Consider the following 21467-nt stretch of genomic DNA (forward strand, 5'->3'; position numbering starts at 1 on the left):
CGTCGTCGCCGTCCGCTCACTCGGTCACGTCCGGGTCGGCGTCGGTGACGATTCCCGGCTCCGTGCTCGCGATGACGATCATCCGGTCGGTGAGGTCTTCGATCGTGTTCGCGAGTTCGTCGAGTAAGATCGCGAGTTCACGGTAGACGAGCGGTGCGTCGATCGACTCGTCGGCGAAGGCGGTCGCGATGGCGTCGTTGCGCAGCTCGTCACAGGCGCTCTCGAGTTCCCGAATCGTCTCGATGTCGTCGACGAGCGTGCGGGTGCCGTCGCTCTGGGTGAGCCCCCGGACGAAGTCGCCGACGACCGACTCCAGTGTGGCCGTCATCTCGACTATCAGGCCGGCCATCTCGCGCATGTCGGCGAACGGCTGAACGTCGGCCGGCGGGCGCATCATCACGACCTCCTGGACGATGCGCTCTGTGTGGTTCGCGACCACGTCGAGCGTCTTGTACAGGTCGATGAGCGCCGATTCGTTGAACGTGATTCGGGTGTTGAGCAGTCCGATGTCGTCGGGACCGGCGTTGGTGATCACGGCGGTCAGCTCGCGAACGCGTTCGTCGCACTCGCTCTCGATAGTGCCGATCTCCGCGGCCGTGTCGGTGGTGTCACCGGTCGTCTCGTACGTCTCGAGTGCGACCGGGAGGAGACGGACGCAGTCGTGGATCCGCTCGAGGTACGCGTCGGTCTGTGTCTCCAGTCGCTCGCCGAAGTCGCCGTCGGTTGCCATACACGTCGTGACAGCGCGCAGGGGTAAAACGGTTCGTCGATGGCGTGGAGCGCCGACGTCGGCGACCGGGGAGACGCGTCGACGATTACTCGCGCTCTGCGCGCCGATGCGCGGCGTAAAAAAGCGGCACGAGGAGTGCGCCGGCGACGCCCAGCCCGAGCGCGAGCGCGACGACGTCGCCGGTCGTGAGTCCGTCTCCGCGCCCGCCATCGGTCGACTCGGCCGTCTCGTTCTCCGCAGTCGCGTTCCCGTTCGTCTCGTCGCCGTCCGTTTCGCCACCGCCCGTTCCGTCGCCCGGCGTCACGAGCCGGTCGTCCACCTCGCCGACCGCGACGACGCCTTTCATCCCGACGGCCTGATGCGGCGTACAGAGGTACGGGAAGACGTCACCGGCGGCGGCGTCGGCGACGGTGTACTCGAAGGTGTGGCCGGCCTCACCGACGGTCTCACCGCTGTCGAAGGTGCCGCCGTCGGCGACCACGTTGTGTGCGCCGCCCGCACCGGTCCACTCCCACACCACGGTCGTCCCCGGATCGACCAGGATCGCCGCCGGCCCGAACACCAGCCCGTTCTCGCCCGCCCCGACCGCGACGGTGACCTCGTCGCGACCGCGGTAGTCGTGCGTGCCGTCGTAGTTCGGGACGTCCGACAGCCAGTCGTCGTACTGGGCGCTCACCGAGGCCGGGGCCGCAGCGAGGCCCGCCGCGGCAACAGCACCGGCACTCCCCGCGCGGAGAAATCGACGGCGGTCGAGTGATATGCGAGCGGTCGACGGCGCGTCGGAGTTCGAGTGCATAGGTGCAGGTGAGACGGTCGGCATCTTCAACCACGCGATATACCGTGCGCTCCGTCTCGCTCGGTGCCCCCACGGTCGTCGGCCGCGGGGGCGTCGGCTGCGGTCAGTCGTCGGCCGCGGGGGCGTCGGCCGCGGTCGGTGCCTCAACCGGCCGGTCGGTCTCTTCGCCATCGACGTCGAACGGATACGCCCCCGTCACACAGCCTAGACAAAGGTTCGCACGCGAGGCGTCGAGCGCCGCAGCGACCGCGTCGATGGAGAGGTACGCGAGCGAATCGGCGCCGACGGCGTCGCGGATCGCCGCCGGCGACTGATCCGCGGCGATGAGCTCCTCGCGGGTCGCCATGTCGATTCCGAAGTAACACGGCGCGACGATCGGCGGCGCACCGATCCGAAGGTGGACCTCCTCGGCACCGGCCTCTCGCACCAGCTCGACGAGCTGCGTCGAGGTGGTACCACGGACGATGGAGTCGTCGATGATCGTGACCGACTTCCCCTCGACCGTGGAGCGAATCGGGTTGAGTTTCAGTCGGACGGCGCGCTCGCGCTCGTCTTGGGTCGGCATGATGAACGTCCGGCCGACGTACCGGTTCTTCATCAGCCCCTCTGCGAACTCGATGCCCCCTTGTCCTTCCGGACGGGGCGCACCGTCGGCGTCCGTCTCGGCGGCCGCGTCGGCGTACCCGGAGGCGAACGCCCGACCGGAGTCGGGCACGGGCATCACCACGTCGGATTCGACGCCGGACTCCTCCCAGAGCTTTCGGCCCAGCTCGCGGCGGACCTCGTAGACGAGCGAGCCGTCGATGACGGAGTCGGGTCGAGCGAAGTAAACGTGCTCGAAAAAGCAGTGTGCGGTCGACTCGGCCTCGATGAGCTGGTACGTGTCGTAGTCGGAGCCGTCCGGCTCCAAGACGACGAGTTCGCCCGGCTCGACGTCGCGAACCAGCTCGCCGTCGAGGGTGTCGATGGCGGCGGATTCGCTGGCGAGGACGTAGCCGTCCTCGAGCTTGCCGAGACAGAGCGGGCGGTTGCCGAGCGGGTCGCGCACGCCAAAGACGGTGTCGTCGTGTGAGATGGCGAGCGAGTACGAGCCGTGGATGCGTTTCATCGTGTGTTTGACCGCGCGAACGAGGTCCTCCTCGAGGAGATTTCGCGCGAGGTCGTGTGCGATCACCTCGGTGTCGCCGTCGGAGGTGAACGCGTGGCCCGCGGCCGCGAGCTCCTCGCGGACCTCGTCGGCGTTCACGAGGTTGCCGTTGTGTGACAACCCCAGCGACCCGGACTTAAACGAGACCGAAAACGGCTGTGCACAGCTCTTGTCCAGGCTCCCGGCGGTAGGGTACCGAACGTGACCGATGCCGGTCGAGCCGGCCAGCGACTCGAGGTCGCCGGGGTCGAACGCGTCGCCGACGAGTCCGCGTTCGACGTGCGTGTGCTGTTGAAACCCGTCGTGGGTGACGATCCCCGCCGACTCCTGTCCGCGGTGTTGGAGCGCGTACAGCGCGTAGTACAACGGTCGCGCCGCCGAACGGTCAGCGAGAGAGACACCGACGATACCACACTTCTCGCGCGGTTCGTCGCCGGCGAGGTCTCCACCGGAGTGCATGGCTCACAGTGTGCGTGGCGGCGATAAAAACCCTCGTGTTCGTGGCGTACCGTCCCACTCTCTCACCCTTGAGTGTGCACGTTCGTGGATCTACTCGAGGGAGAGGTCGACTGGGGTCTCGGCGGCGAGGTTGTCGCTCACCGGACAGCGGTCCTCGGTGCGTTCGAGCCACTCGCGTTCGGTTTCGTCGTCGACGGGGTCGCCCGCCGCGTCGGTCAGCTCGGCCCGAATCGACGCGGTGATCTGCTGGTACCCCGCGCGTGAGTCGACGGCTGCGCCCTGGAACCGCGCCGGGTTCAGTTCGCCGTCGACGTCGACGGCGAGCGACTCGAGTTCGAGGTCCATCTCCGCGGCGACCGCGTGGCCGACGATGCTGAGACACCCCCCAAGCGCGCCGAGGAGGTACTCGACCGGGTTCGGTCCCGCGTTCGTGCCGCCGAGCGACTCCGGCTCGTCGATCACGTACGTGAACTCGCGCGTCTCGACGCTGACCCGCGTGCCGGCGTCGAGTTCGGTGTGCGTGTCGAACGTCACGGACTGTTGGCCTGCGTCACTCATACCTCGACGCTCGAGCGGGAGATACTTCAGCGTCGCTAGCATTCTCAGGACCCGACGACGTGCGCGACCGAAAGCGGCGTGTACACCCAGAAGGCAGTACATACTATTCAGTGATCCCGTCGGCGGTTCGAGACATGAGTCGGCCACCGCTCATCGCGTCACGGTCAGACGCGCACGACGACCGACCGAGCGTCGAACGCGTTCGTGACGACGCGGAGGTACAACGCCTCCTCGAGATACTCACGGACCGACGGTGTCGCGCGATCCTCGACGCGACGAGCGACACGGTCCGTTCGACGCGAGAGATAGCCGAGGCGTGTGGATTCCCGCTCTCGACGACGTATCGAAAGGTCGAGTCGCTGGTCGAGGCGGACTTCCTCGACGAGCGTGTGCGGGTGAAGTGCCAGGGTCGTCATCCGAGCGAGTACGTTCGGATCGTCGAGTCACTGGCCGTCTCGGTCGGCGAGAACGGACGGATCGACCTCTGGCTCTCTCGACGCGCGCCACCGCAGTGGCGGACGCCCCGGGACCGATGAGCACGAGAACACGCTGGGGGCCGCACGGGTCGACTACGCCGCCGGTTCCGTGATCTCGACGTGTGTCTCCTCGCTGTCGGGCGCTGTCTTGGGAATCGTCGTCGTGAGGACGCCGTTCTGTAACGACGCCTCGACCCCGTCCGAATCGATCGACTCGGGGAGCCGCACGGACCGGCTGAGCGAGTAGCGTTCGCGCTCGCGCCGGAGATACGTCTCCTCGTCCGACTCGGCCGTCGCCTCGCGGCTGGCGTCGATGAAGAGGGTCTGGCCGTTCGCGCGCACGTCTATCTCGTCCCGGTCGAAGCCCGGAATATCGGCCGTGACGACGAACGTCGAGTCCGACTCGGCTACGTCCAGTGCCATCGCGTGCGGTCCGAACTCGCCGAACGCGTCACCGTTCCACGACGGCCACCGGCCGGTGACCTGATCGAGTTGGTCGTTCAACTGGCGAAGCGTCTGCTCGAGGGGTCCAAACGGTCGGTCGCGGGGTGTCATCGGTGTACCACCGATCTCGAGTACGAAGTAGCTGATAAACAACCTTCTCGAACGTTCCAGTCGATGAAAACATCGGCGAGTGCGGCCGCACGATCGTCGACGAGCGCGAATCTCAGGTGGCGTCGTTACCGGTCGGTCCGGCGGCCGGGTTCTCGACGGCCAGCTCGATGGGGAGTTCGCGGCGTCTCCGTCGCCGTCGTCGTCGGTGAACGAGTGCGGACACCCCGAGCGCGGCGGCTACCACGAGCGCGACGGCCGAGGCCGGAACGACATCGAAGAGCGGTGCGTCGAGCGACGTCAGCCAGTACAGCGTGCCGCCGCCGATGGCGATCGTTCGATAGTGCGTGGTCCACTGATACGGCTCGTCGCTCGCTCGCGTCAGGTACGCGTCTATCGCATTCGCGCGGTCGGTGAGTCCGACGAGTCCGGCCTCCTCGTCGTAGTCGACGAACCCCATCTGTGCGAGCTTCGGCAGGTGCGTCTGGTACACCGAGACGTAGGCGCGCTTCCGCTGTCGCTGTGTCACCGAGCCAGGCTCGACGTCGTGTTCGGCCGCGGCGATCCGTTCGGAGAGCTCGTCGACGGTGACCGGCGGGTCGTGGGTCCGGAGATACGAGAGCACCATGCGCCGTCGCGCGTTGCTGAGGGTAGCGAACACCTGGTCCGGCGTCGGTTCGTCTGCGTGCATGTGATACGTGTCGCGTGGTGCCACCTAGTCGGCGGCTGCGACGCTTGATCGACAGCACCAGCGACGAGACCCTTGTAACGAGTCGGTTACTGGGGCGGACTCGGTGGCCGTCCGCTACCGACGAGCGTCGACCTCGACCCGGCGCTGCGCCGGATCGAGCGGACGCTCACCAGACGGCACGGCCGACGCACGACGACCCGCGTGCACCGTCGTAGGCGGTGAATAACAACGAGTGTTTCTGGGTCATCGAAGTGACATGGGAGACACGAGCGGCACGACGGACCGTCCACGTCGGCGAAGGGAGTGTGTACTTCACCGCCATCTCGGCGAGTCACGAAATGATTATGTACGTCCGAAGAAGTGGCAGTACACAGAACATTCAGCTGAGTACGAATGTACCGTGCGAACGCTCTCGTAGACGCCCACTGCTGCACCCACGCCACCACAGATGCCACACCATACGACCGACTCAGCTACCGAGCAGACGGAGACGAAGCGTACTCACGATCCCAGGGCCGGTGAGTCCGAAGGAACGTCGGACGACGCGAGTCGCGTTCCCGAGGAGCTCCCCTCTATCCCACTCGATCAGGTGTTCGAGGTGTTAAAAAACGAGCGGCGGAGACGCGTACTCGAACGGCTCACGGAGGCCGAAGAACCGCTCGACCTCGGAACCCTCGCAGAGGAGATCGCCGCCCTCGAGAACGACAAAGACGTTCGACAGATCACCTCGACCGAGCGGAAACGGGTGTACGTCGGGTTGTATCAGTGTCACCTCCCAAAGATGGACGACTTCGGCGTCGTCTCCTTCGAGAAGTCTCGGGGGACGATCGAACCCGGCCCACACATCGACGCCGTCCTGCGGTACCTCGAGACGCCCGAGTCGGCGTCGACACCCGACGGCGAGCGCACGTCACTCGTCCTGTCGGCCAGCGGTGCGGTCGCGCTCGCCGCTGCGGTAGTGGCCGACCCCGTGACGACGTTGCCGGTCCTCGACCTCGTCGTGTGGGGGCTCATCGTTGCCTTCGTCGTCCACGTGACCGTTCGCCTCTACGCGGTCCACGTCGACGACGCGTCGGAACCGTACGGGGGTTAGACGGACGCGACGAAGTCCGCCCGAACGTGACGAAGACCGCCTGGCTCGCGGTCGCTCGCCCCTGCCGATGCGACCGCTGCGCGCTCGTGACGGCTGCCGGCGAGTGACGCACAGTGCCTGCGCGCCGCTACTCCGACGTGTCGGTACTCGACGCCTCACCGGGTGCCGGTTCGTCGGGAACGAGCAGCTCGGGGCGTCGGTCGTACGACGGTGTGGCCAGGAATTCGGCGATCCGCTCGTGGTCGCTCTCGGTTAGGTGGTCTCCCATCGGACCGCCGGTAGACGTGAGGGAAGTATAGTTATGCAAGTGATACGATGGTGGTAGGCACGTGGCTACGGTACTGGAGCCGTCACAACACCTCGACGGCTCGCCAGAGGTTCCCGCGGGCGTGGATCGGCTCGAGCCGAACGCAGACGAGGTCCTCGGTGGACAACTGTGCCAAACTGTCGCACACCTTTGTGTGGGCGTAGTCGACGACCTGAAACGTCCGGTGGCCCGCACGCGACTCGAGCGTCATCGCGTCGTGTGCGTTCATCCGATACCGGACTGTACACGGGGCGACCGTGGTCGGTCGAGGGCCGTCCGGAGTCGTTGGGCGCGATGCACAGGGGGCCGCCGCGGTCGCCTCCCGATTCGCCGACGATGGTACCATACCAGCCCATCGGGGGCCAGGAACGTTACTAGGCGTCTGCTACTGCCCGCTCGTGCCGGGATCGCGGCGTCGGAGAGCGCCGAAGACTGCAGACAACCGGCGAGGGACGCGAACGGACGTCTGGCGGCCGTGTGAACGCGCGAGGAGGGGTCCCGGACGATACGGGGGAGCACCGCCCGGGCCCGAGACGTGGAGGCTGGATTTGCGTGGGGAAGGGGTGTGTAGCAGCCGACCAGCACACTCCACCGCGTTCGACTGCTACGTCCGCACCGACGGCGAGACGGGACATAGTTATCGACGGGCTACGCGGTTACGATCCCACACCGTCCCGGTATCTCACTCGACATCCTCGTCCGGCGCGGGACGGCCGCTCACCGGTGCGCCGTCTCGTCGGCGTCGGCCGGCGAGTCAGTCGTTGACCGCCAGTCGCGGTTCATCGTCGCTCGTGGACGGTCGCTCCGGCGCTTCGCGGCGTCTCCCTGAGAGAGTTCACGCCGAGGACGGCAGTCGAGACAGCCGTGTACTTCGCCCTCCAACCCGAAGACGCGGACGAAACTGTGGCTGACGGCGCTCCCACATCGGCTACATCGGTGGCCGCTCTCTCGGTCGTGATCCGACATGTCTCACTCCTCACAGACGCCACTCGTAACTACGCGCCCACTACTCGGGACGTCGCCGGCGTGCCGGCTACGTCTCGAGCGTGCAGTTCCGATCGTCGTGTGCGTCGTGGCGGGCTGGAACCGGACCGTTCATCTATCACACGGGCGTACCGTCGTCCGATGCACGACCGACGGTACGACGGCCTCCTCTTAGACCACGACGGCGTCCTCGTGACGCTGTGCTCGCGGTCGACCCTGCGGGCCGCCGCCCGTGAGGCGTTCGCCGACGTCGGCGTCGACCGTCCTCCCACCGCCGACGTCGACGCGATCACGATTCGGGTCTCACCGACGGACCTCCGATCGGTCGCCGGACGGCACGCGCTCGACCCCGGCCGACTGTGGCGTGCGCGCGAAGACCGAATCGAGGCGGCGCTTCGGTCGGCCGTCGAGACGGGTGAGAAGGTGCCGTACGACGACGTGGCGTGTCTCGAGTCGGTGTCGGTTCCCCTCGGCGTAGTGAGCAACAATCAACAGCGGATCGTCGAGCACGTCCTCGAGGCACACGGGCTCGACCACCTCTTCGAGACGGTACACGCGCGTCCGCCGACGCTCGCGAGCCTCGAAGACAAAAAGCCCGCGCCGACGTACCTCGAGGCTGCTGCGGGACGGCTCGGTTGTTCGAACCCGCTGTTCGTCGGCGACAGCGACACCGACGTCGTCGCTGGACGACGAGCCGGCTTCGGCACGGCGCTGCTTCGCCGACCACACAACGCGGACCGCGACCTCGACGTCGACCCGACGGTCGACGCGTCGAGTCTCGACGCCGTCGTCGCCGAACTCTGAGCGGCGCTCGACGAGAGCGAGCCGCCCGCAGTCGCGACGACTCCACCGCCTCGTCCCGCCCCGACACTTCTTAAGTGAAGCCGCGGAACTTCGTCGGGAGTCGGACCACCCGACTCGGTACCCATGGACATCGACGAGTTCACCACGCGACACGCACCGACGACGTCCGAACAGCCGTTCGCACTCGAAACCGAGTACACGCTCGACGTAGCCGTCGACGGGTCGGTCTCTGCCAAAGCCGGATCGATGGTCGCGTACGACGGCGACCTCTCGTTCACCGGCCGCGCAAGCGCATCCGGCGGCATCACGGGGTTCCTCAAGGAGGCGGCGACCGGGGAAGGGACACCAGTGATGACCGTCGAGGGGACCGGCAACGTCTATCTTGCAGACGACGGCAAGAAGGTACAGGTGATCACACTCGGAGCCCGTGACTCGATCACGGTGAACGGCGAGGACGTCCTCGCGTTCGAATCGAGCGTCGACTACGACATCAGCACGATAGACAGCCTGGCCGGGTCCTTTGCGGGCGGCTTCACCAACGTGTATCTCGAGGGACCGGGCGCCGTCGCCATCACGACCCACGGGAGCCCGGTGGTGTTCGAACCCCCGGTCACCACCGACCCGAGCGCGACCGTCGCCTGGAGCCGAACGACACCGAACGTCGAGGTGAACCGAAGCCTCGCAGACGTGGTCGGCCAGGAGTCCGGCGAGCGGTTCCAAATGCGCTTCGACGGTACAGACGGGTTTGTCGTCGTGCAGCCGTACGAGGAACGCGGGGGGCCGTAGTCGACGCGGATCGTATCGAGTGTCGGTAGCAAGCCGCTCGCGGGCGGGACGGTCGGTCTCGTCTAGTCGAAGCTGTGGATCCCGGCTGTCGTCACCTCGACGCCGTCGTCGGTGATCAACAGCGTGTGCTCGGCCTGACTCACGAGAGCGCCGTCCGCCTCCTTGAGCACGGGGTAGCCCTTGATCGCGTTGGCCTGTTTGAGCCGGCGAAGCGACATGGTCACCCGGTCGCCATCGAGCCACCGAGCGGCAAACGGGAGGTCGTCGAACGCCTCGATCGCCTCGAGCGTCTCTCTGGCGCGACGGTCACGGACGCTTCGCGACTGTTCGAACTCGTAGATCTCCTCGTCGGTTCCCTCGCCGACCTTCCCGCGGCCGTCGGTCGCGAACGGCTCGATGGCGACGGCCTGGCCGGGCGCTAACTCGACGGAGCGTTCGACGCCGCGGTTCGGCACGGTCGGCCCCGTGTGTGCGTCGTAGCGTTCGACGCCGTGCCCAGAGAGGTTGAGCACGGGCGTGTAGCCGTAGCCGCGGATCACGTCTTCTATCGCCTGGCCAACGACGCCGACCTTAACGCCCGGTCCCGCCTCGTCGACCGCTGCCTCGAGGGCCATCTCGGCCGCCTCGACGAGCTCTGGGGTGTCGGTGTGGTCGACGGTGACCGCCGCGTCGGCGATGTAGCCGTCGACGTGGACGCCGACGTCGAGACACACCATCTCCTCGCCGAACTCGGTCTCGTCGTCGCGGGCGGGTGTGGCGTGTGAGGCCTCGGCGTCGACGCTGAGGTTGACCGGAAACGCCAATCCGGCGTCGCTCTCGCGCACGAAGTCTTCGACCCACTCTGCGACCGCGAGCTGTCTCCGGCCCGGTTCCACCATCGACCGCGCCTCGGTCACCGCCTCCGTCAACACCGCGCCGGCCGTCCGATAGCTCTCGACCGCGTCGTCGTCGAGGGGTCCGTGAGTCATACCGCGAGGTTCGGCGAGCGTCCGCAAAGAGGTTGCGGGACTGCACGCACGGACCGAGACCGCGGACGCGACGTGACCGTCGAGGGACTGTCACGTGGCCGATGTCCTCGGAGACGTCGCGACGTTCGAGGAGTGACGCGCGAGTGGGCCCACAGCGGAGCGACGCGATGGCCGTTGCTCACCGGCGACCGGCGACCAGCGCGACGATCCCCGGGAGTTCGTCGGCGATCGCCCGCCGCTTCAGCAGCCCGAATCCGGCGAGGATCACGGCGAAACCGACGATGGTGAGCGCCGTCACCGTCTCCGCGAGGAGGACGACACCGGCGACCGTGGCGACGACCGGCACGACGTACGACACCAGGTTGATCTCGAATGGACCGAGTCGGTCGAGCAGGGTAAAGTAGATGCTGTAGGCCACAGCAGACGAGAGCACGCCGAGGAAACCGAGCGCGAGGAGTGCCATCGGTGCCATCGACGGGAGCTGTTGGGTCTCGCCGACGCCGGCGCTCGCCGTGTGGATAACCATGCCGCCGAACAACATCGACCAGCCGGTAAGTGTGACGCTCGAGAGCCTGGTCTCGACGGCGCGGAGGCCGACGCTGCTGACCGAGACGGCGAGCACGCCGAGGAAGATGAGCCCGACGCCGAGCGTCACCCCGCTGGTGAGTGTGCTCGGGCTCGGCCGGGCCACGAGGCCGACCCCGACGAACGCGAGGACGACGCCTATCGCCCCGCGCGCGTCGAGACCGGACTCACCGAGCCAGATCGCGGCGGCCGCGGCGGTGACGATGGGGACGAGGCTGTAGGTGATCGAAGCCACCCCGCTCGTGGTGTACTGCTGGCCGGTGAACAACAGCGAGTTGTTGGCGGCGACGTTGAGACCGCCGCCGAGCCCGATCGCCGCGAGGTCGCCGCGCGTCTGCGGCAGCGGGTCCGAGTCGGTGAGCCAGACGTACGTCAGTAAGACGACGGCGGCGACGTCGAACCGGTAGGCCGCGTACAAAAGCGGCGGGTAGTACGCGAGACCGACCTCGATGGCGACGAACGATCCACCCCAGAGACCGGCGAGGGCGAGAAAGAGGAGGGCGCTACGGTACCGAGACACTGTCAAATCGTGACGTCGCCGGCCGTTTAGCTGTATCTATCTGATCGTGTGATCGGCCGAAAAAACGGACATCCACCGCAGGCCGGTATTCGCCGCGAGCCCGCGATTAGTGATCGATCTCGATTTCCGTGCCGGTCGTCGCACCGTCGATCGCGACCGGGAGCGTGACGGTGAGGATGCCGTTTTTGTACTCGGCGTCGATGTCCTCGTCGTCGACACGCTTCGGGAACTGGAACCGGCGGTGGTACGTTCGACGCACGCCACGCGTCTCGTCGGCGTGCTCGCCGGCGACGTTCAACACGCCGTCGTCCCACGAGACGGTCAGCTCCGCCGGGTCGAACCCGGGGAGCTCGACGGTGAGGACGAACTCGTCGTCCTGTTCGTACAGCTCGTAGTCGGTGCTATCTGCTTCGAACAGTCGACTCGGGAGGTCGAATCCGCCCGTCCACGTGGTTGCTGGTCGTGGAAGTGCCATCGGAGTTCACCTCGAATGCATCTAATACTATGTTTGCGCGACAATATAAATCTTTATAATCTTGGTACGATCTCTCAGTCCACGTCGAATACGATCGCCGGGGACTGGTGGGTATTTATCGGCCTCTACCGTGGGTGTCGACATGCAGCCAGACCTCGACCGCTTCACCTCGCGCCGATCAACCGTCTACGGGCAGCGCGGCGTCGTCGCGACGAGTCAGCCGCTGGCCACCGAGGCCGGAATCCGTATCCTGCGTGCCGGCGGGAACGCCTTCGACGCAGCAGTCGCGACCGCCGCGGCACTCAACGTCGTCGAGCCGACCTCGACCGGCCTCGGCGGCGACGTGTTCGCGCTGTACCGCACCGCCGACGGCGACGTCGGGGCGATGCGCGCCTGCGGTGCCGCGCCGGCCGACGCGACGATCGAGAACGTCCGCACAGCCCTCGCAGAGACCGACGACACGTCGGCGTACTACCCCGAGGACCGCGGCTACGCGGTCGACGGTGCCGCAGAGGCGGAGATGCCATTTTACGGTCCCCACGCGGTGACGGTGCCTGGCACGGCTCGCGGCTGGGAGGCGACGATAGCGGAACTCGGCCGGCTCTCTCTCGCCGACGTGCTCGAACCCGCAATCCGGTACGCGATCGACGGCTACCCCGTTTCGGAGGTGATCGCTTCCTACTGGGAGAGTGCTGAAGACCTGTTTACCGACCCGAACGCTCGCGAGGCCTTCCTCTTCGATGGGGAGTCGCCGTCGGTCGGCCAGCGCGTGACGCTCCCGAAGCTCGGCCGGTCGATGCAGCGGATAGCCGAGGAGGGTGCAGACATCGTCTACGAGGGTGCGATCGCGGCGGCGATCGCCGAGGAGGTTCAGTCGCACGGCGGTTTCTTGACCATTGAGGACCTCGCCGACTTCGAGGTCGAGTGGCCGGAACCCGTCTCGACGACGTACAACGGCGCGACGGTGTACGAACTCCCGCCGAACAACCAAGGGCTCGTCGCGTTGGAGGCGCTCAACATCGCGGCCGAGCTCGGTGCGGGCGAGTACGACTACGACACAGCAGAGCGGGTCCACTACTTCTCGGAGGCGCTGAAGCTGGCGTTTCACGACGGCCACCGGTACATCACCGACCCCAAGTACGAAGACCACCCGCCGCTCGCGTCGGCGGCGTGGGCCACGCGTCGGGCGGCGACCGTCGGGGAGACCGCGAACCACGACGTGACCTTCGGCGTCCCGAACGCGAACGCCGAGGACGCGGACACGGTGCTTCTCACCGTCGCCGACGACGCCGGGAACGTGGTCTCGTATATCAATTCGCGATTCGCCGGCTTCGGCTCCGGACTCGTCGCCGGAGAGACCGGCATCGCGCTGCAGAACCGCGGGTCGTCGTTCTCGTTGGACCCCGAGCATCCGAACAGCCTCGAACCCGGCAAGCGGCCGTTCCACACGCTCATCCCGGGGGTCGTCCAGTTCGGGCCCGACGACTGGGCGGCCTTCGGCGTGATGGGCGGATACATGCAGCCGCAAGGACACGTGCAGGTGATCGCGAACCTCGTCGACTACGAGATGCCGCTTCAGCGCGCGCTCGACGAGCCGCGATGGCGATACCGTGAGAGCGGTGAGCTGGCACTGGAGGCGCACTTCGACGACGACGTCGCCGCGAAGCTGGTACGGAAGGGCCACGACGTGAAGACGCTCTCACCGGTGATGTTCGGCGGCGCACAGATCGCACGCAACCGCGATGGCGTGCTGTCGGCGGCGACCGAGCCACGAAAGGACGGCACTGCACAGGGGTACTGACGTCAGCACAACGCACGAGGAGCCGGCCCGCGATTGGTTCAGACGCGTGACCGAGTTAGTCGCCGCCGGCAGCCCGCGCCTGCTGTCTCGCCTCCGCCGGCGACCGCCCTTCGCGGAGCACGGCATCGACGAACAGCTCGCCGGCGCGGTACGACGACCGCACCATCGGGCCCGACGCACAGTAGAGGAAGTCGAACTCGGTCTCGGCCACCTCACGCCACGTCTCGAAGACGTCCGGGTGAACGTACTCGAAGACGTCCAGGTGTGACCGAGACGGCTGGAGGTACTGGCCGAACGTGACGACGTCGACGCCCACTTCACGGAGGTCCCCGAGGGTTCGGTACACCTCGTTGGCGTACTCGCCGACGCCGAGCATGAGGCTCGTCTTCGTGTACACGTCGGCCGTGCGGTCGATCCGGTCGAGCACCGACAGCGACTGCTCGTAGGTGGCACGCCGATCGCGAACCGGCCACTGGAGGCGCTCTACCGTCTCGACGTTGTGGGCGATCACGTCTGGGCCCGCCTCGACGATGCGGTCGACCGCATCTGGGTCGCCTTGGAAGTCGGGGATAAGTGTCTCGACGAGGACGTCTGCGTCGCGTCGTTTGATCGCACGAATCGTCTCTGCGAAGTGTGCGGAGCCGCCGTCGGCGAGGTCGTCGCGGTCGACGGACGTCAACACGACGTAGTCGAGCCCGATCTCGGCGACTGCGTCGGCGACGTTCGCCGGCTCTTCGGGATCGAGCGGCTCCATGCCGCCGGTCGCGACGTCACAGAAGTTACAGCCGCGCGAGCAGCGGTCGCCCATGAGCATGAACGTGGCCGTTCCCGGTCCGTCGTGGCCCCCGGACCAGCACTCGCCCATGTTCGGGCAGTTGGCCTCCTCACAGACGGTGTGGAGATTTCGGTCCCGAAGGGTCTCTTTGATCTCCGTGAACCGACTGCCCGAGGGCGGACGAGACTTCAGCCAGTCCGGCTTCCTGCGTCCGCGGTTCATACGCTCGATTCGAGAGCCGCGTGCAAAAGCGTGCGGGTCGGGGACACACCGGCCGCGGGCTCACGCCAGGTCGGCGGCGTCGACGACCGTCGCAAACTCCTCGCGTAAGTGTGCGAGCGCCACCCGATGTGACGTCTCGGCGTCGATGCGCTCCCCGTCTGGCGTCTCTCGGTCGTGCGTCGCGGTCGCGTCGGCAACGACGCACACGTCGTATCCGCGATTTTCGGCCATGCGAACCGTCGTCGAGACGCAGTGGTCCGTCGTGAGTCCACAGACGACGAGCGTCTCGTGGTCCGCCTCGCGGAGCCACGCGTCGAGGTCGGTGTCGACGAACGCGCCGTTCACCGACTTCTCGAACGTCGCCTCGCCGTCTGCGGGTGCCGTCTCGGGCTTCCAGGCGAATCCCGGCGCGTCGGGACGGAGCGGCGAGTCGGGCTCGGTCGACGCGTGTCTGACGTGTGCGACCGGTCTGTCGGCGGCACGCCAGCGCGCGAGCAGGTCCGCGGCGGTCGCCTCGGCGTCCGGGTTGTTCCGTGTGCCCCAGCCAGGGGCGTCAAAGCCGACTTGGAAGTCGACGAGCACGAGCACCGCGTCCTCAGTCATCGCTCACGCCGGCGGCCGTCTCCGGAGCCTCATGGGGGCTGCGAGCGTCGTCGGCGAGACGACGCCAGGCGCCCGGTTCGAGCAGCGGCTCGGGTGCCTTCGGGTGCGCTCGCGTCGGCGCTAAGGGACACTCGCTCGGACTCTGCGTCTCGTCCTCGCGGAAGAGGTACTGTTTCCACTCGCGGTCACTCTCGACCCCCCAGTCGCCGAGGTCAGCGTGCGGGCACACGCCGTCGTACGCTTCCATGCGAGTTTGGATGACGTCGCGAGCGCGCTGGCCGGCCTCGGTGTCCGCCGTGATCCCTTCGAAGACGGCTCGCGGCTGGAACGTTATCTCGAGGCCGATGGGCGAGTACCGGCTCAGCCGCTCGTCGTAGAAGGGGGCCCGAGAGGTCGGAAACATCGGCTCGCCGGCGAAACAGAACTCCCATCGGGGGTCGTCTGGGTCCGTCGGGATGGCTTCGGGCCACGGCTCCGGGTCGTGGACGTGGAGAAACTCGAGCACGTGCCAGAGCCGCTCGTGGTACTCCGCCTCGGTGGCGTCGTCGTCGAACGGGGCAAAAAAGACCGCGAGCGGCGCCCGGTCGGCGTGGTCTCGGTACGTGTCGAGGTACTCCGCGAGCGTGTCACGGAATCGGAGCAACGCCGTGGGGTCGGTCGTCGACGCACACGCCGCGTACAGGAGGTCGCCCTCGCGTTCGACGTCGATGCCGAAGTAACACGGAAACGGCGAGCCGTCTCGCTCGCCGAGCATCGACTCGCGGAACGTTCGGTAGTGGTCCTGTAGCCACCCGGGGGCGTCGTCGAGCCGCGCGTGGAGCGTCTCCTGGTCCAACAGCACACCTTCGGTGCCGGGCTCGTTCATACGACTGGGTGGGGACACGCGGGCTTTTGTGTTTCGACCAGGGTAGGGCGGTGAGAACGGCCCACCGGTCGGTGGGGTGTGCCGGCCAGTCGTACACGGTTTCTGTGGTACTTGTACACGAAATACTTAGGGACGGTGGGCGAGAGCCTCTCGGTAGGTGCCACCACATGCCAGGAAACGTCTTTCCTCGGTCGGAGTACGAACGGCGGGTCGAACGGACGCGAGCCCGGCTCGAGGCGCGCGACCTCGACGCGCTCGTCGTGTCCGACCCGGCGAACATGAACTACCTCACCGGGTACGACGGCTGGTCGTTCTACGTCCACCAGGCCGTCGTCCTCACCCGCGAACACGACGAGCCCGTCTGGGTCGGCCGCGACATGGACGCGAACGGGGCCCGCGCGACGACGTGGCTCGCCGAGCCCAACGTCCGCGCCTACAGCGACGACCACGTTCACTCTCCACACGACCGCCACCCGATGGACGTCCTCGCGACCGTTCTGGCCGACCTCGACGTGGAGACCGGCCGAGTCGGCGTCGAAATGGACGCGGCGTACTTCACCGCACGAGCGTACGAGCGACTCCGGTCGCGACTCCCCGAGGCAACACTCGTCGACGCGGATCTCCTCGTGAACTGGCTGCGCATCGAGAAGTCGGACCGCGAGATCGCCTACATGGAGGAGGCTGCGCGCATCTCAGAGGACGCGATGATGGCGGGGATAGACGCCATCGAGCCCGGTGTGCCCGAGTACGAGGCGGCCGCCGCGATATACGACCGGCTGATCCGCGGCACGGACGAGTACGGGGGCGACTATCCCGCCATCGTCCCGCTGATGCCCGCCGGCGACCACACGGGGACGCCACACCTCACCTGGAGCGACCGCGAGTTCGCGTCCGGCGACCCGGTGTTGATCGAACTCTCCGGCTGCCGACACCGGTACCACGCGCCGCTCGCGCGGACCGCCTTCGTCGGCGACCCGCCGGCGGCAGTCGAGGAGACGGCGGAGATCGTCGTCGAAGGGATGGAAGCCGCCCTCGACGCCGCCGAACCGGGCGTCACCTGCGAGGCGGTCGAGACCGCCTGGCGCGAGACCATCGCCCGGTACGGCGTCGAGAAGGCCGACCGGATCGGGTACTCGATGGGGCTCGGCTACCCACCAGACTGGGGCGAACACACCGCGAGCCTCCGCCCCGGCGACGAGACCGTCCTCGAGGAGGGGATGACCTTCCACGTGATCCCGGGTCTGTGGGAGGACGCGTTCGGCGTCGAACTCAGCGAGACGTTCCGGGTCACGAAGACGGGCGCGGAGACGCTCGCCGAGTTCCCGCGTCGACTGTTCACCGTGTGAGCAACGAGCGGGCCTCAGTCGCCGTCGGTCGGTGCCGCGACCAGGTTCCGTAGATCCCCTGACGTTGCGCCGTCGTCGAGCGCCTCGAGATTCTCGGCGACGATGTCAGCGAGCCGCTCCCAGTGACGCGGCGTGTGACCGCCGGTGTGTGGCGTGATCAGACAGTTCTCGAGGTCCCACAGCGGGTGGTCACCCGGCAGCGGCTCGGGGTCGGTGACGTCGAGTGCCGCACCGCGGATACCGCTCGTTCGGAGCGCGGACACCAACGCGTCCGTGTCGACGATGCCGCCACGGGCCGCGTTGACGACGACCGCGTGTGGGGGGAGCGTTGCGAGCTCTGCGGGACCGATCAGCGCACGCGTCGCCTCCGTCAGCGGACAGGCGAGGACGACGTAGTCACTTCGCGCGAGCGCGTCGTGAATCGCGTCCGATTCGAAGCCGATCACCTCGTCGGTCGGACCGCCTTTCGACGGCGTGTACCGGACGCCGATCGTCTCGACGTCGAACCCGGCCAGGCGGTCGACGACGTGGGTCCCGATCGACCCGAGTCCCACCACGGTGACGGTGCTGCCGGCGAACTCGAACGACTGGAAGTGACGCCACTCCCCACGTTGCTTGCGTCGCCACCCCTCGTGGAGCCGTCGGGCGAAGATGAGCATATTGGCGATCGTCTGCTCGGCGATCCCCGGCGCGTGGATTCCGCCGGCGTTGGTGACGGCGACGCCACGGTCGGTGAGGGCGTCGACGGGAACGTGGTCGGTTCCCGCGAAGGTACACGCGAACAGGTCGAGCCGGTCGGCGTCGTCAAGCATCGCCTCGTCGACGGTGATCCCGGTGACGACCCGCGCGTCGGACACGAGCGCGCGCTCCTCAGCCGGCGTCCGGGCGAGCCGGACCGTGTGCGCTGGGAGTCGCGCTCGAAGCGCCTCCGCGTACGATTCCATCGACAGTCCCTCGGTCCCCTCACGGAGTACGACGACAGCTGGCGTCTGGGTCATGGTGGATTCGCCGCCGCGCGGCGGTGGATGCGGGCGATTGGCCGGAGCGGTACTTACCACTTTTGTAGTCTTCGTATACGATCATCGTGTACTCTTAAGTCACGCCGCGTGCCACGAGGGCGTATGACACGAAGCGGCTCGACGCCGTCGACCGACGCACGGCTCATCGACCTCCGGCGGGAGCTGCACCGACGCCCGGAGCCGGGGTGGCGCGAGTTCGAGACGACGGCCAGACTCGTCGAGGAGATCGAGGCCATCGGAGTCGACGAGCTGGCGGTCGGACGAGAGGCGTACGATCCGGCCGACCGCATGGCCGTCCCCGATCCGGAGACGATCGAGCCGTGGATCGAGCGAGCGCGGGAGCGCGACGTGCGTGCCGACGTCCTCGAACGCACCCGCGGCGGCGTCACCGGGTGTGTCGCCGTCCTCGACCGCGGTGCGGGACCGTCGGTCGGCCTGCGGGTGGACATCGACGGTCTCCTGATCGCGGAGGCGACCGACGAGGACCACCGACCGGCCGAGGCCGGGTTCCGCTCCGCCGTAGACGGCACGATGCACGCCTGCGGTCACGACGTCCACATGACATGGGGGATCGCCGTCCTCAAGGCGGTCGCTGCGAGCGACTTCCAGGGGCGGCTCGTGGTCTTTTTTCAGCCCGCAGAGGAGCTGAGCGGCGGTGGACGCCCGATGGCCGAGAGTCGGTTCGCCGCCGACCTCGACGCCCTCTTCGCCGCACACGTCGGGCTCGACCACCCGACCGGTACGGTCGTCGCCGGGATCGAACGCCCGCTCGCAATGGCACACGTCGACGCGACGTTCGAGGGCACGTCGGCACACGCCGGGAAGACGCCAGCGGCGGGAGACAACGCCATGCAAGCGCTCGGAACCGCCATCTCGAACGCCTACGGGATTCCCCGTCACGGCGACGGAATGACCCGCGTGAACGTCGGCTACGCCGAGGCCGGCAGCGCCAGCAACGTGATCGCGGACCACGCACACGTCGAGGCCGAGGCACGCGGCGAGACCACCGCGCTGAAAGAGTACGCCAAGTCTCGACTGGAGCGAGCCTTCCGCGGCGCGGCCGAGTCACACGGCTGTACGCTCGCGTTCGACGTCGTCAGCGAGTCGCCGCGGGCCGACAGCGACCCGGCGTTGATCGACCACGTCGCCGAGACGGCCGCCGGTGTGTCTGGCGTCGAGACGGTGCTCGACACCGCGGACTTCGGCGCGAGCGAGGACGCGACGTTCCTGATGGAGCGCGCGCAGGCCGACGGCGGAGTGGCGACGTACCTCGTCGTGGGGACCGACCACCCCGGAGCACACCATACGCCGACGTTCGACGTGGACGAACGAAGCATCCAGATCGGTGCTGACGTTCTCAGCGAGGCCGTACTCGGCTTCGGCGACCGGTGAACGGTGCGGGCTCAGGTCGCCGTCGCCGCCGGCGCAGCGGCGGCGATCGCCTCCTCGAAGATGCCGATGCCGAGGTCGATCTCGCGCGGGGTCGAATCGAGCGGCGGCAGCAGCCGGATCGTCTTCTTTCCGCAGCCGAGCGTGAGGAGCCCGCGTGAGAGCGCCGCTTTGACGACAGCGTCGCGCCGCTCGGGCGTGTCGAACTCCACCGCCAGCATCAGCCCCTTCCCGCGGACGTCGACGACGTGGTCCGGGGCCCCGTCTCCGAGAAGTTCTCTGGCCTGGCGGCCGCGTTCGGTCGCGTTCGCGAGGAGGCCGTGGTCGCGGATGGCCTCGATCGTGAACGTGCCCATCATCGACGCGAGGAGGTCGCCGCCGCCGAACGTCGAGCCCAGTCGGTTCTTCTCGTCGGGAAAGAGTGACGACCGCCCGACGGTGGCGCCGACGCGAAGCGCCTTCGCCGCACAGATCACGTCGGGTTCGAGGTCGTAGTGCTCGGCCGCCCAAAACCGACCCGTGCGGCCGACGCCCGACTGGACCTCGTCGACGACGAGCGGGATGTCGTACTCGTCGGTGACCGCCCCGACCTCGGCCATGAACGACTCGCTCGGGAAACGATATCCACCGACTCCCTGGATCGGCTCCAACACGACGAACGCCACCTCTGCGGGGTCGACGTGGCCGCCCTCTGGCGTGAGCGCGCGTCTGAGTCGCGACCCCTCGCCGGTGAAGAAGCCGCACGCACACGTCTCGGGGGTGCAGCTGCGGTCAGCACAGAACGGCACCGTCTCGATGCCGGCGACCTCGGGGTAATGACGGGTGTACACCGACTTGGACTTGGTGAGCGAGAGCGTCCCGAGGGTGCGACCGTGAAAGCTGCCACCGAAGGCGTAGCCGCGCGTGGCCGCCGGATTCGCGTCGTGGGCGATCTTCACTGCGTTCTCGATCGCCTCTGCGCCGGAGTTCGAAAGAAACACCGTGTCGAGCCCGAACGACTCGGAGACGTCGGTGAGGCGGTCCATGAGCTGTGCCGACCCCGGAAACGGCGCGGCGTCGGGATCGGGGCCGGAGCCGAAGTAGAGGTCCTGGCCGGCGATCTTCATCGGCTCGACGAGGTCGAACGCGGCGAGTCGGTCGAGCACCTTCTCGTTGTTGTAGCCGAGCGGTGCCGCCCCGATGTGACAGGTGAAGTCCATGAGTACGTTCCCGTCGACGTCGGTGACGAACGGTCCGTGTGCCTCCGCGGTCACGTCCCAGACGAAGTCGTGTGAGTACTCGCTCGGGGCGGCGTGATCACGGTAGCGCTCGACCCACTTCGCGGCGTTCGGGCCCGGCAACCCGTCGGTGTCCGGCACGGCGGTGTCCCGATCCATACACAGTAATCGTATACACAGTCAATTAAAAGTATCTCTCAGTGTCGACGGGTGCCGCCACCGATCGGCGTCGGCCCGACGCGTCACCGGTCACGCTTCGGCGCGCGCCGAACGTAGCGGGAGCTCGGCGTGGTCACGCC

24 protein-coding genes are annotated in these 21467 nt (G+C 67.5%); 7 read left to right on the forward strand and 17 right to left on the reverse strand.

Features of this window, described 5'->3' with window-relative positions; genetic code table 11:
- Nucleotides 1-16: 16 nt before the first annotated feature.
- The 4 genes from ACNTAO_RS01520 to ACNTAO_RS01535 all read right to left on the reverse strand — a co-directional run bounded on the left by ACNTAO_RS01520 (nt 17) and on the right by ACNTAO_RS01535 (nt 3690).
- Entirely contained in the window at nt 17-730 is a 714-nt protein-coding gene (locus tag ACNTAO_RS01520) for a DUF47 domain-containing protein (RefSeq protein WP_435160172.1), read from the reverse strand.
- Between the two features lie 85 nt (nt 731-815).
- Nucleotides 816-1526 carry a halocyanin domain-containing protein gene (locus ACNTAO_RS01525; protein ID WP_435160173.1) on the reverse strand — a complete coding sequence of 237 codons (711 nt, stop codon included), beginning with the start codon at nt 1524-1526 and terminating at the stop codon, nt 816-818.
- A 103-nt stretch (nt 1527-1629) separates the two neighbouring features.
- The gene (gene purF / locus ACNTAO_RS01530) at nt 1630-3132 is read right to left on the reverse strand and encodes an amidophosphoribosyltransferase (RefSeq protein ID WP_435160174.1); all 1503 of its coding nucleotides are present in this window, start codon (nt 3130-3132) and stop codon (nt 1630-1632) included.
- Nucleotides 3133-3222: 90 nt separating this feature from the next.
- Nucleotides 3223-3690, reverse strand: a complete 468-nt coding sequence (locus tag ACNTAO_RS01535; protein WP_435160175.1) for an OsmC family protein — start codon at nt 3688-3690, stop codon at nt 3223-3225.
- 134 nt (nt 3691-3824) lie between these two features.
- On the opposite strand from ACNTAO_RS01535, the gene ACNTAO_RS01540 reads away from it, so the two are divergent.
- Nucleotides 3825-4226 (forward strand): helix-turn-helix domain-containing protein, encoded by a 402-nt coding sequence (locus tag ACNTAO_RS01540; RefSeq protein WP_435160176.1) that lies wholly within the window; start codon nt 3825-3827, stop codon nt 4224-4226.
- Between the two features lie 33 nt (nt 4227-4259).
- Here ACNTAO_RS01540 and ACNTAO_RS01545 read toward each other — a convergent pair whose 3' ends face one another.
- A complete protein-coding gene (locus ACNTAO_RS01545; RefSeq protein ID WP_435160177.1) occupies nt 4260-4721 on the reverse strand; it encodes an Hsp20/alpha crystallin family protein in 462 nt (153 codons plus the stop codon).
- A gap of 112 nt (nt 4722-4833) precedes the next feature.
- The gene (locus tag ACNTAO_RS01550) at nt 4834-5409 is read right to left on the reverse strand and encodes a DUF7344 domain-containing protein (protein WP_435160178.1); all 576 of its coding nucleotides are present in this window, start codon (nt 5407-5409) and stop codon (nt 4834-4836) included.
- Nucleotides 5410-5857: 448 nt separating this feature from the next.
- Here ACNTAO_RS01550 and ACNTAO_RS01555 point away from each other — a divergent pair, with 448 nt between their 5' ends.
- Nucleotides 5858-6502: a DUF7344 domain-containing protein gene (locus ACNTAO_RS01555; protein WP_435160179.1), complete on the forward strand. Its 645-nt coding sequence runs from the start codon at nt 5858-5860 to the stop codon at nt 6500-6502.
- 127 nt (nt 6503-6629) lie between these two features.
- Here the strand turns inward: ACNTAO_RS01555 and ACNTAO_RS01560 are convergent, their stop codons facing one another.
- The 3 genes from ACNTAO_RS01560 to ACNTAO_RS01570 all read right to left on the reverse strand — a co-directional run bounded on the left by ACNTAO_RS01560 (nt 6630) and on the right by ACNTAO_RS01570 (nt 7775).
- Nucleotides 6630-6770, reverse strand: coding sequence for a hypothetical protein (locus ACNTAO_RS01560; RefSeq protein WP_435160180.1), 141 nt, complete (start codon nt 6768-6770; stop codon nt 6630-6632).
- An 82-nt stretch (nt 6771-6852) separates the two neighbouring features.
- Entirely contained in the window at nt 6853-7155 is a 303-nt protein-coding gene (locus ACNTAO_RS12465; RefSeq protein ID WP_496923234.1) for a DUF7999 family protein, read from the reverse strand.
- A 371-nt stretch (nt 7156-7526) separates the two neighbouring features.
- Nucleotides 7527-7775, reverse strand: a complete 249-nt coding sequence (locus tag ACNTAO_RS01570) for a DUF7563 family protein (RefSeq protein ID WP_435160182.1) — start codon at nt 7773-7775, stop codon at nt 7527-7529.
- A 159-nt stretch (nt 7776-7934) separates the two neighbouring features.
- Between ACNTAO_RS01570 and ACNTAO_RS01575 the strand changes: the two genes are divergently transcribed.
- Both ACNTAO_RS01575 and ACNTAO_RS01580 read left to right on the forward strand, forming a co-directional pair.
- Nucleotides 7935-8597 (forward strand): HAD family hydrolase, encoded by a 663-nt coding sequence (locus ACNTAO_RS01575; RefSeq protein ID WP_435160183.1) that lies wholly within the window; start codon nt 7935-7937, stop codon nt 8595-8597.
- A 123-nt stretch (nt 8598-8720) separates the two neighbouring features.
- Complete coding sequence (locus tag ACNTAO_RS01580) at nt 8721-9383, forward strand: AIM24 family protein (protein ID WP_435160184.1); 663 nt, start codon at nt 8721-8723, stop codon at nt 9381-9383.
- A gap of 62 nt (nt 9384-9445) precedes the next feature.
- On the opposite strand, the gene map is transcribed toward ACNTAO_RS01580, so the two are convergent.
- From map to ACNTAO_RS01595, 3 genes are all read right to left on the reverse strand, one after another.
- On the reverse strand, nt 9446-10351 hold the full coding sequence (map, locus tag ACNTAO_RS01585; RefSeq protein WP_435160185.1) for a type II methionyl aminopeptidase: 906 nt from the start codon (nt 10349-10351) through the stop codon (nt 9446-9448).
- Between the two features lie 178 nt (nt 10352-10529).
- Complete coding sequence (locus tag ACNTAO_RS01590; protein WP_435160186.1) at nt 10530-11456, reverse strand: DMT family transporter; 927 nt, start codon at nt 11454-11456, stop codon at nt 10530-10532.
- A 106-nt stretch (nt 11457-11562) separates the two neighbouring features.
- Nucleotides 11563-11931, reverse strand: a complete 369-nt coding sequence (locus ACNTAO_RS01595; protein ID WP_435160187.1) for an Hsp20/alpha crystallin family protein — start codon at nt 11929-11931, stop codon at nt 11563-11565.
- A 142-nt stretch (nt 11932-12073) separates the two neighbouring features.
- Here ACNTAO_RS01595 and ggt point away from each other — a divergent pair, with 142 nt between their 5' ends.
- The gene (gene ggt, locus ACNTAO_RS01600; RefSeq protein WP_435160188.1) at nt 12074-13732 is read left to right on the forward strand and encodes a gamma-glutamyltransferase; all 1659 of its coding nucleotides are present in this window, start codon (nt 12074-12076) and stop codon (nt 13730-13732) included.
- Nucleotides 13733-13787: 55 nt separating this feature from the next.
- Here ggt and lipA read toward each other — a convergent pair whose 3' ends face one another.
- The 3 genes from lipA to ACNTAO_RS01615 are packed head-to-tail and all read right to left on the reverse strand — an operon-like array spanning nt 13788 to nt 16197.
- The gene (gene lipA / locus ACNTAO_RS01605) at nt 13788-14729 is read right to left on the reverse strand and encodes a lipoyl synthase (protein WP_435160189.1); all 942 of its coding nucleotides are present in this window, start codon (nt 14727-14729) and stop codon (nt 13788-13790) included.
- Nucleotides 14730-14789: 60 nt separating this feature from the next.
- A complete protein-coding gene (locus ACNTAO_RS01610; RefSeq protein WP_435160190.1) occupies nt 14790-15332 on the reverse strand; it encodes a cysteine hydrolase family protein in 543 nt (180 codons plus the stop codon).
- On the reverse strand, nt 15325-16197 hold the full coding sequence (locus tag ACNTAO_RS01615) for a YqcI/YcgG family protein (RefSeq protein WP_435160191.1): 873 nt from the start codon (nt 16195-16197) through the stop codon (nt 15325-15327). The genes ACNTAO_RS01610 and ACNTAO_RS01615 overlap by 8 nt, the downstream gene beginning before the upstream one ends.
- Before the next feature lie 167 nt (nt 16198-16364).
- Here ACNTAO_RS01615 and ACNTAO_RS01620 point away from each other — a divergent pair, with 167 nt between their 5' ends.
- Nucleotides 16365-17543: a M24 family metallopeptidase gene (locus tag ACNTAO_RS01620; protein ID WP_435160192.1), complete on the forward strand. Its 1179-nt coding sequence runs from the start codon at nt 16365-16367 to the stop codon at nt 17541-17543.
- A 14-nt stretch (nt 17544-17557) separates the two neighbouring features.
- On the opposite strand, the gene ACNTAO_RS01625 is transcribed toward ACNTAO_RS01620, so the two are convergent.
- A complete protein-coding gene (locus ACNTAO_RS01625) occupies nt 17558-18541 on the reverse strand; it encodes a D-2-hydroxyacid dehydrogenase (protein WP_435160193.1) in 984 nt (327 codons plus the stop codon).
- Nucleotides 18542-18664: 123 nt separating this feature from the next.
- Between ACNTAO_RS01625 and ACNTAO_RS01630 the strand changes: the two genes are divergently transcribed.
- A complete protein-coding gene (locus ACNTAO_RS01630) occupies nt 18665-19954 on the forward strand; it encodes an amidohydrolase (RefSeq protein ID WP_435160194.1) in 1290 nt (429 codons plus the stop codon).
- 11 nt (nt 19955-19965) lie between these two features.
- Here the strand turns inward: ACNTAO_RS01630 and ACNTAO_RS01635 are convergent, their stop codons facing one another.
- Nucleotides 19966-21327 carry an aminotransferase class III-fold pyridoxal phosphate-dependent enzyme gene (locus tag ACNTAO_RS01635; RefSeq protein ID WP_435160195.1) on the reverse strand — a complete coding sequence of 454 codons (1362 nt, stop codon included), beginning with the start codon at nt 21325-21327 and terminating at the stop codon, nt 19966-19968.
- Nucleotides 21328-21467: the final 140 nt, after the last annotated feature.

Source organism: Halorubrum zhoui (genome assembly GCF_051194155.1).
Taxonomy (GTDB): Archaea; Halobacteriota; Halobacteria; order Halobacteriales; family Haloferacaceae; genus Halorubrum.

Coding starts and splice junctions, on each gene's coding strand:
- ACNTAO_RS01620 (WP_435160192.1), top strand. CDS start 16,365: ATGCCAGGAAACGTCTTTCCTCGGTCGGAGTACGAACGGCGGGTCGAA.
- ACNTAO_RS01555 (WP_435160179.1), top strand. CDS start 5,858: ATGCCACACCATACGACCGACTCAGCTACCGAGCAGACGGAGACGAAG.
- ACNTAO_RS01615 (WP_435160191.1), bottom strand. CDS start 16,197: ATGAACGAGCCCGGCACCGAAGGTGTGCTGTTGGACCAGGAGACGCTC.
- ACNTAO_RS01540 (WP_435160176.1), top strand. CDS start 3,825: ATGAGTCGGCCACCGCTCATCGCGTCACGGTCAGACGCGCACGACGAC.
- ACNTAO_RS01560 (WP_435160180.1), bottom strand. CDS start 6,770: ATGGGAGACCACCTAACCGAGAGCGACCACGAGCGGATCGCCGAATTC.
- ACNTAO_RS12465 (WP_496923234.1), bottom strand. CDS start 7,155: ATGGTACCATCGTCGGCGAATCGGGAGGCGACCGCGGCGGCCCCCTGT.
- purF (WP_435160174.1), bottom strand. CDS start 3,132: ATGCACTCCGGTGGAGACCTCGCCGGCGACGAACCGCGCGAGAAGTGT.
- ACNTAO_RS01635 (WP_435160195.1), bottom strand. CDS start 21,327: ATGGATCGGGACACCGCCGTGCCGGACACCGACGGGTTGCCGGGCCCG.
- ACNTAO_RS01630 (WP_435160194.1), top strand. CDS start 18,665: ATGACACGAAGCGGCTCGACGCCGTCGACCGACGCACGGCTCATCGAC.
- ACNTAO_RS01545 (WP_435160177.1), bottom strand. CDS start 4,721: ATGACACCCCGCGACCGACCGTTTGGACCCCTCGAGCAGACGCTTCGC.
- ACNTAO_RS01525 (WP_435160173.1), bottom strand. CDS start 1,526: ATGCACTCGAACTCCGACGCGCCGTCGACCGCTCGCATATCACTCGAC.
- ggt (WP_435160188.1), top strand. CDS start 12,074: ATGCAGCCAGACCTCGACCGCTTCACCTCGCGCCGATCAACCGTCTAC.
- ACNTAO_RS01595 (WP_435160187.1), bottom strand. CDS start 11,931: ATGGCACTTCCACGACCAGCAACCACGTGGACGGGCGGATTCGACCTC.
- map (WP_435160185.1), bottom strand. CDS start 10,351: ATGACTCACGGACCCCTCGACGACGACGCGGTCGAGAGCTATCGGACG.
- lipA (WP_435160189.1), bottom strand. CDS start 14,729: ATGAACCGCGGACGCAGGAAGCCGGACTGGCTGAAGTCTCGTCCGCCC.
- ACNTAO_RS01580 (WP_435160184.1), top strand. CDS start 8,721: ATGGACATCGACGAGTTCACCACGCGACACGCACCGACGACGTCCGAA.
- ACNTAO_RS01575 (WP_435160183.1), top strand. CDS start 7,935: ATGCACGACCGACGGTACGACGGCCTCCTCTTAGACCACGACGGCGTC.
- ACNTAO_RS01535 (WP_435160175.1), bottom strand. CDS start 3,690: ATGAGTGACGCAGGCCAACAGTCCGTGACGTTCGACACGCACACCGAA.
- ACNTAO_RS01520 (WP_435160172.1), bottom strand. CDS start 730: ATGGCAACCGACGGCGACTTCGGCGAGCGACTGGAGACACAGACCGAC.
- ACNTAO_RS01550 (WP_435160178.1), bottom strand. CDS start 5,409: ATGCACGCAGACGAACCGACGCCGGACCAGGTGTTCGCTACCCTCAGC.
- ACNTAO_RS01610 (WP_435160190.1), bottom strand. CDS start 15,332: ATGACTGAGGACGCGGTGCTCGTGCTCGTCGACTTCCAAGTCGGCTTT.
- ACNTAO_RS01625 (WP_435160193.1), bottom strand. CDS start 18,541: ATGACCCAGACGCCAGCTGTCGTCGTACTCCGTGAGGGGACCGAGGGA.
- ACNTAO_RS01570 (WP_435160182.1), bottom strand. CDS start 7,775: ATGTCGGATCACGACCGAGAGAGCGGCCACCGATGTAGCCGATGTGGG.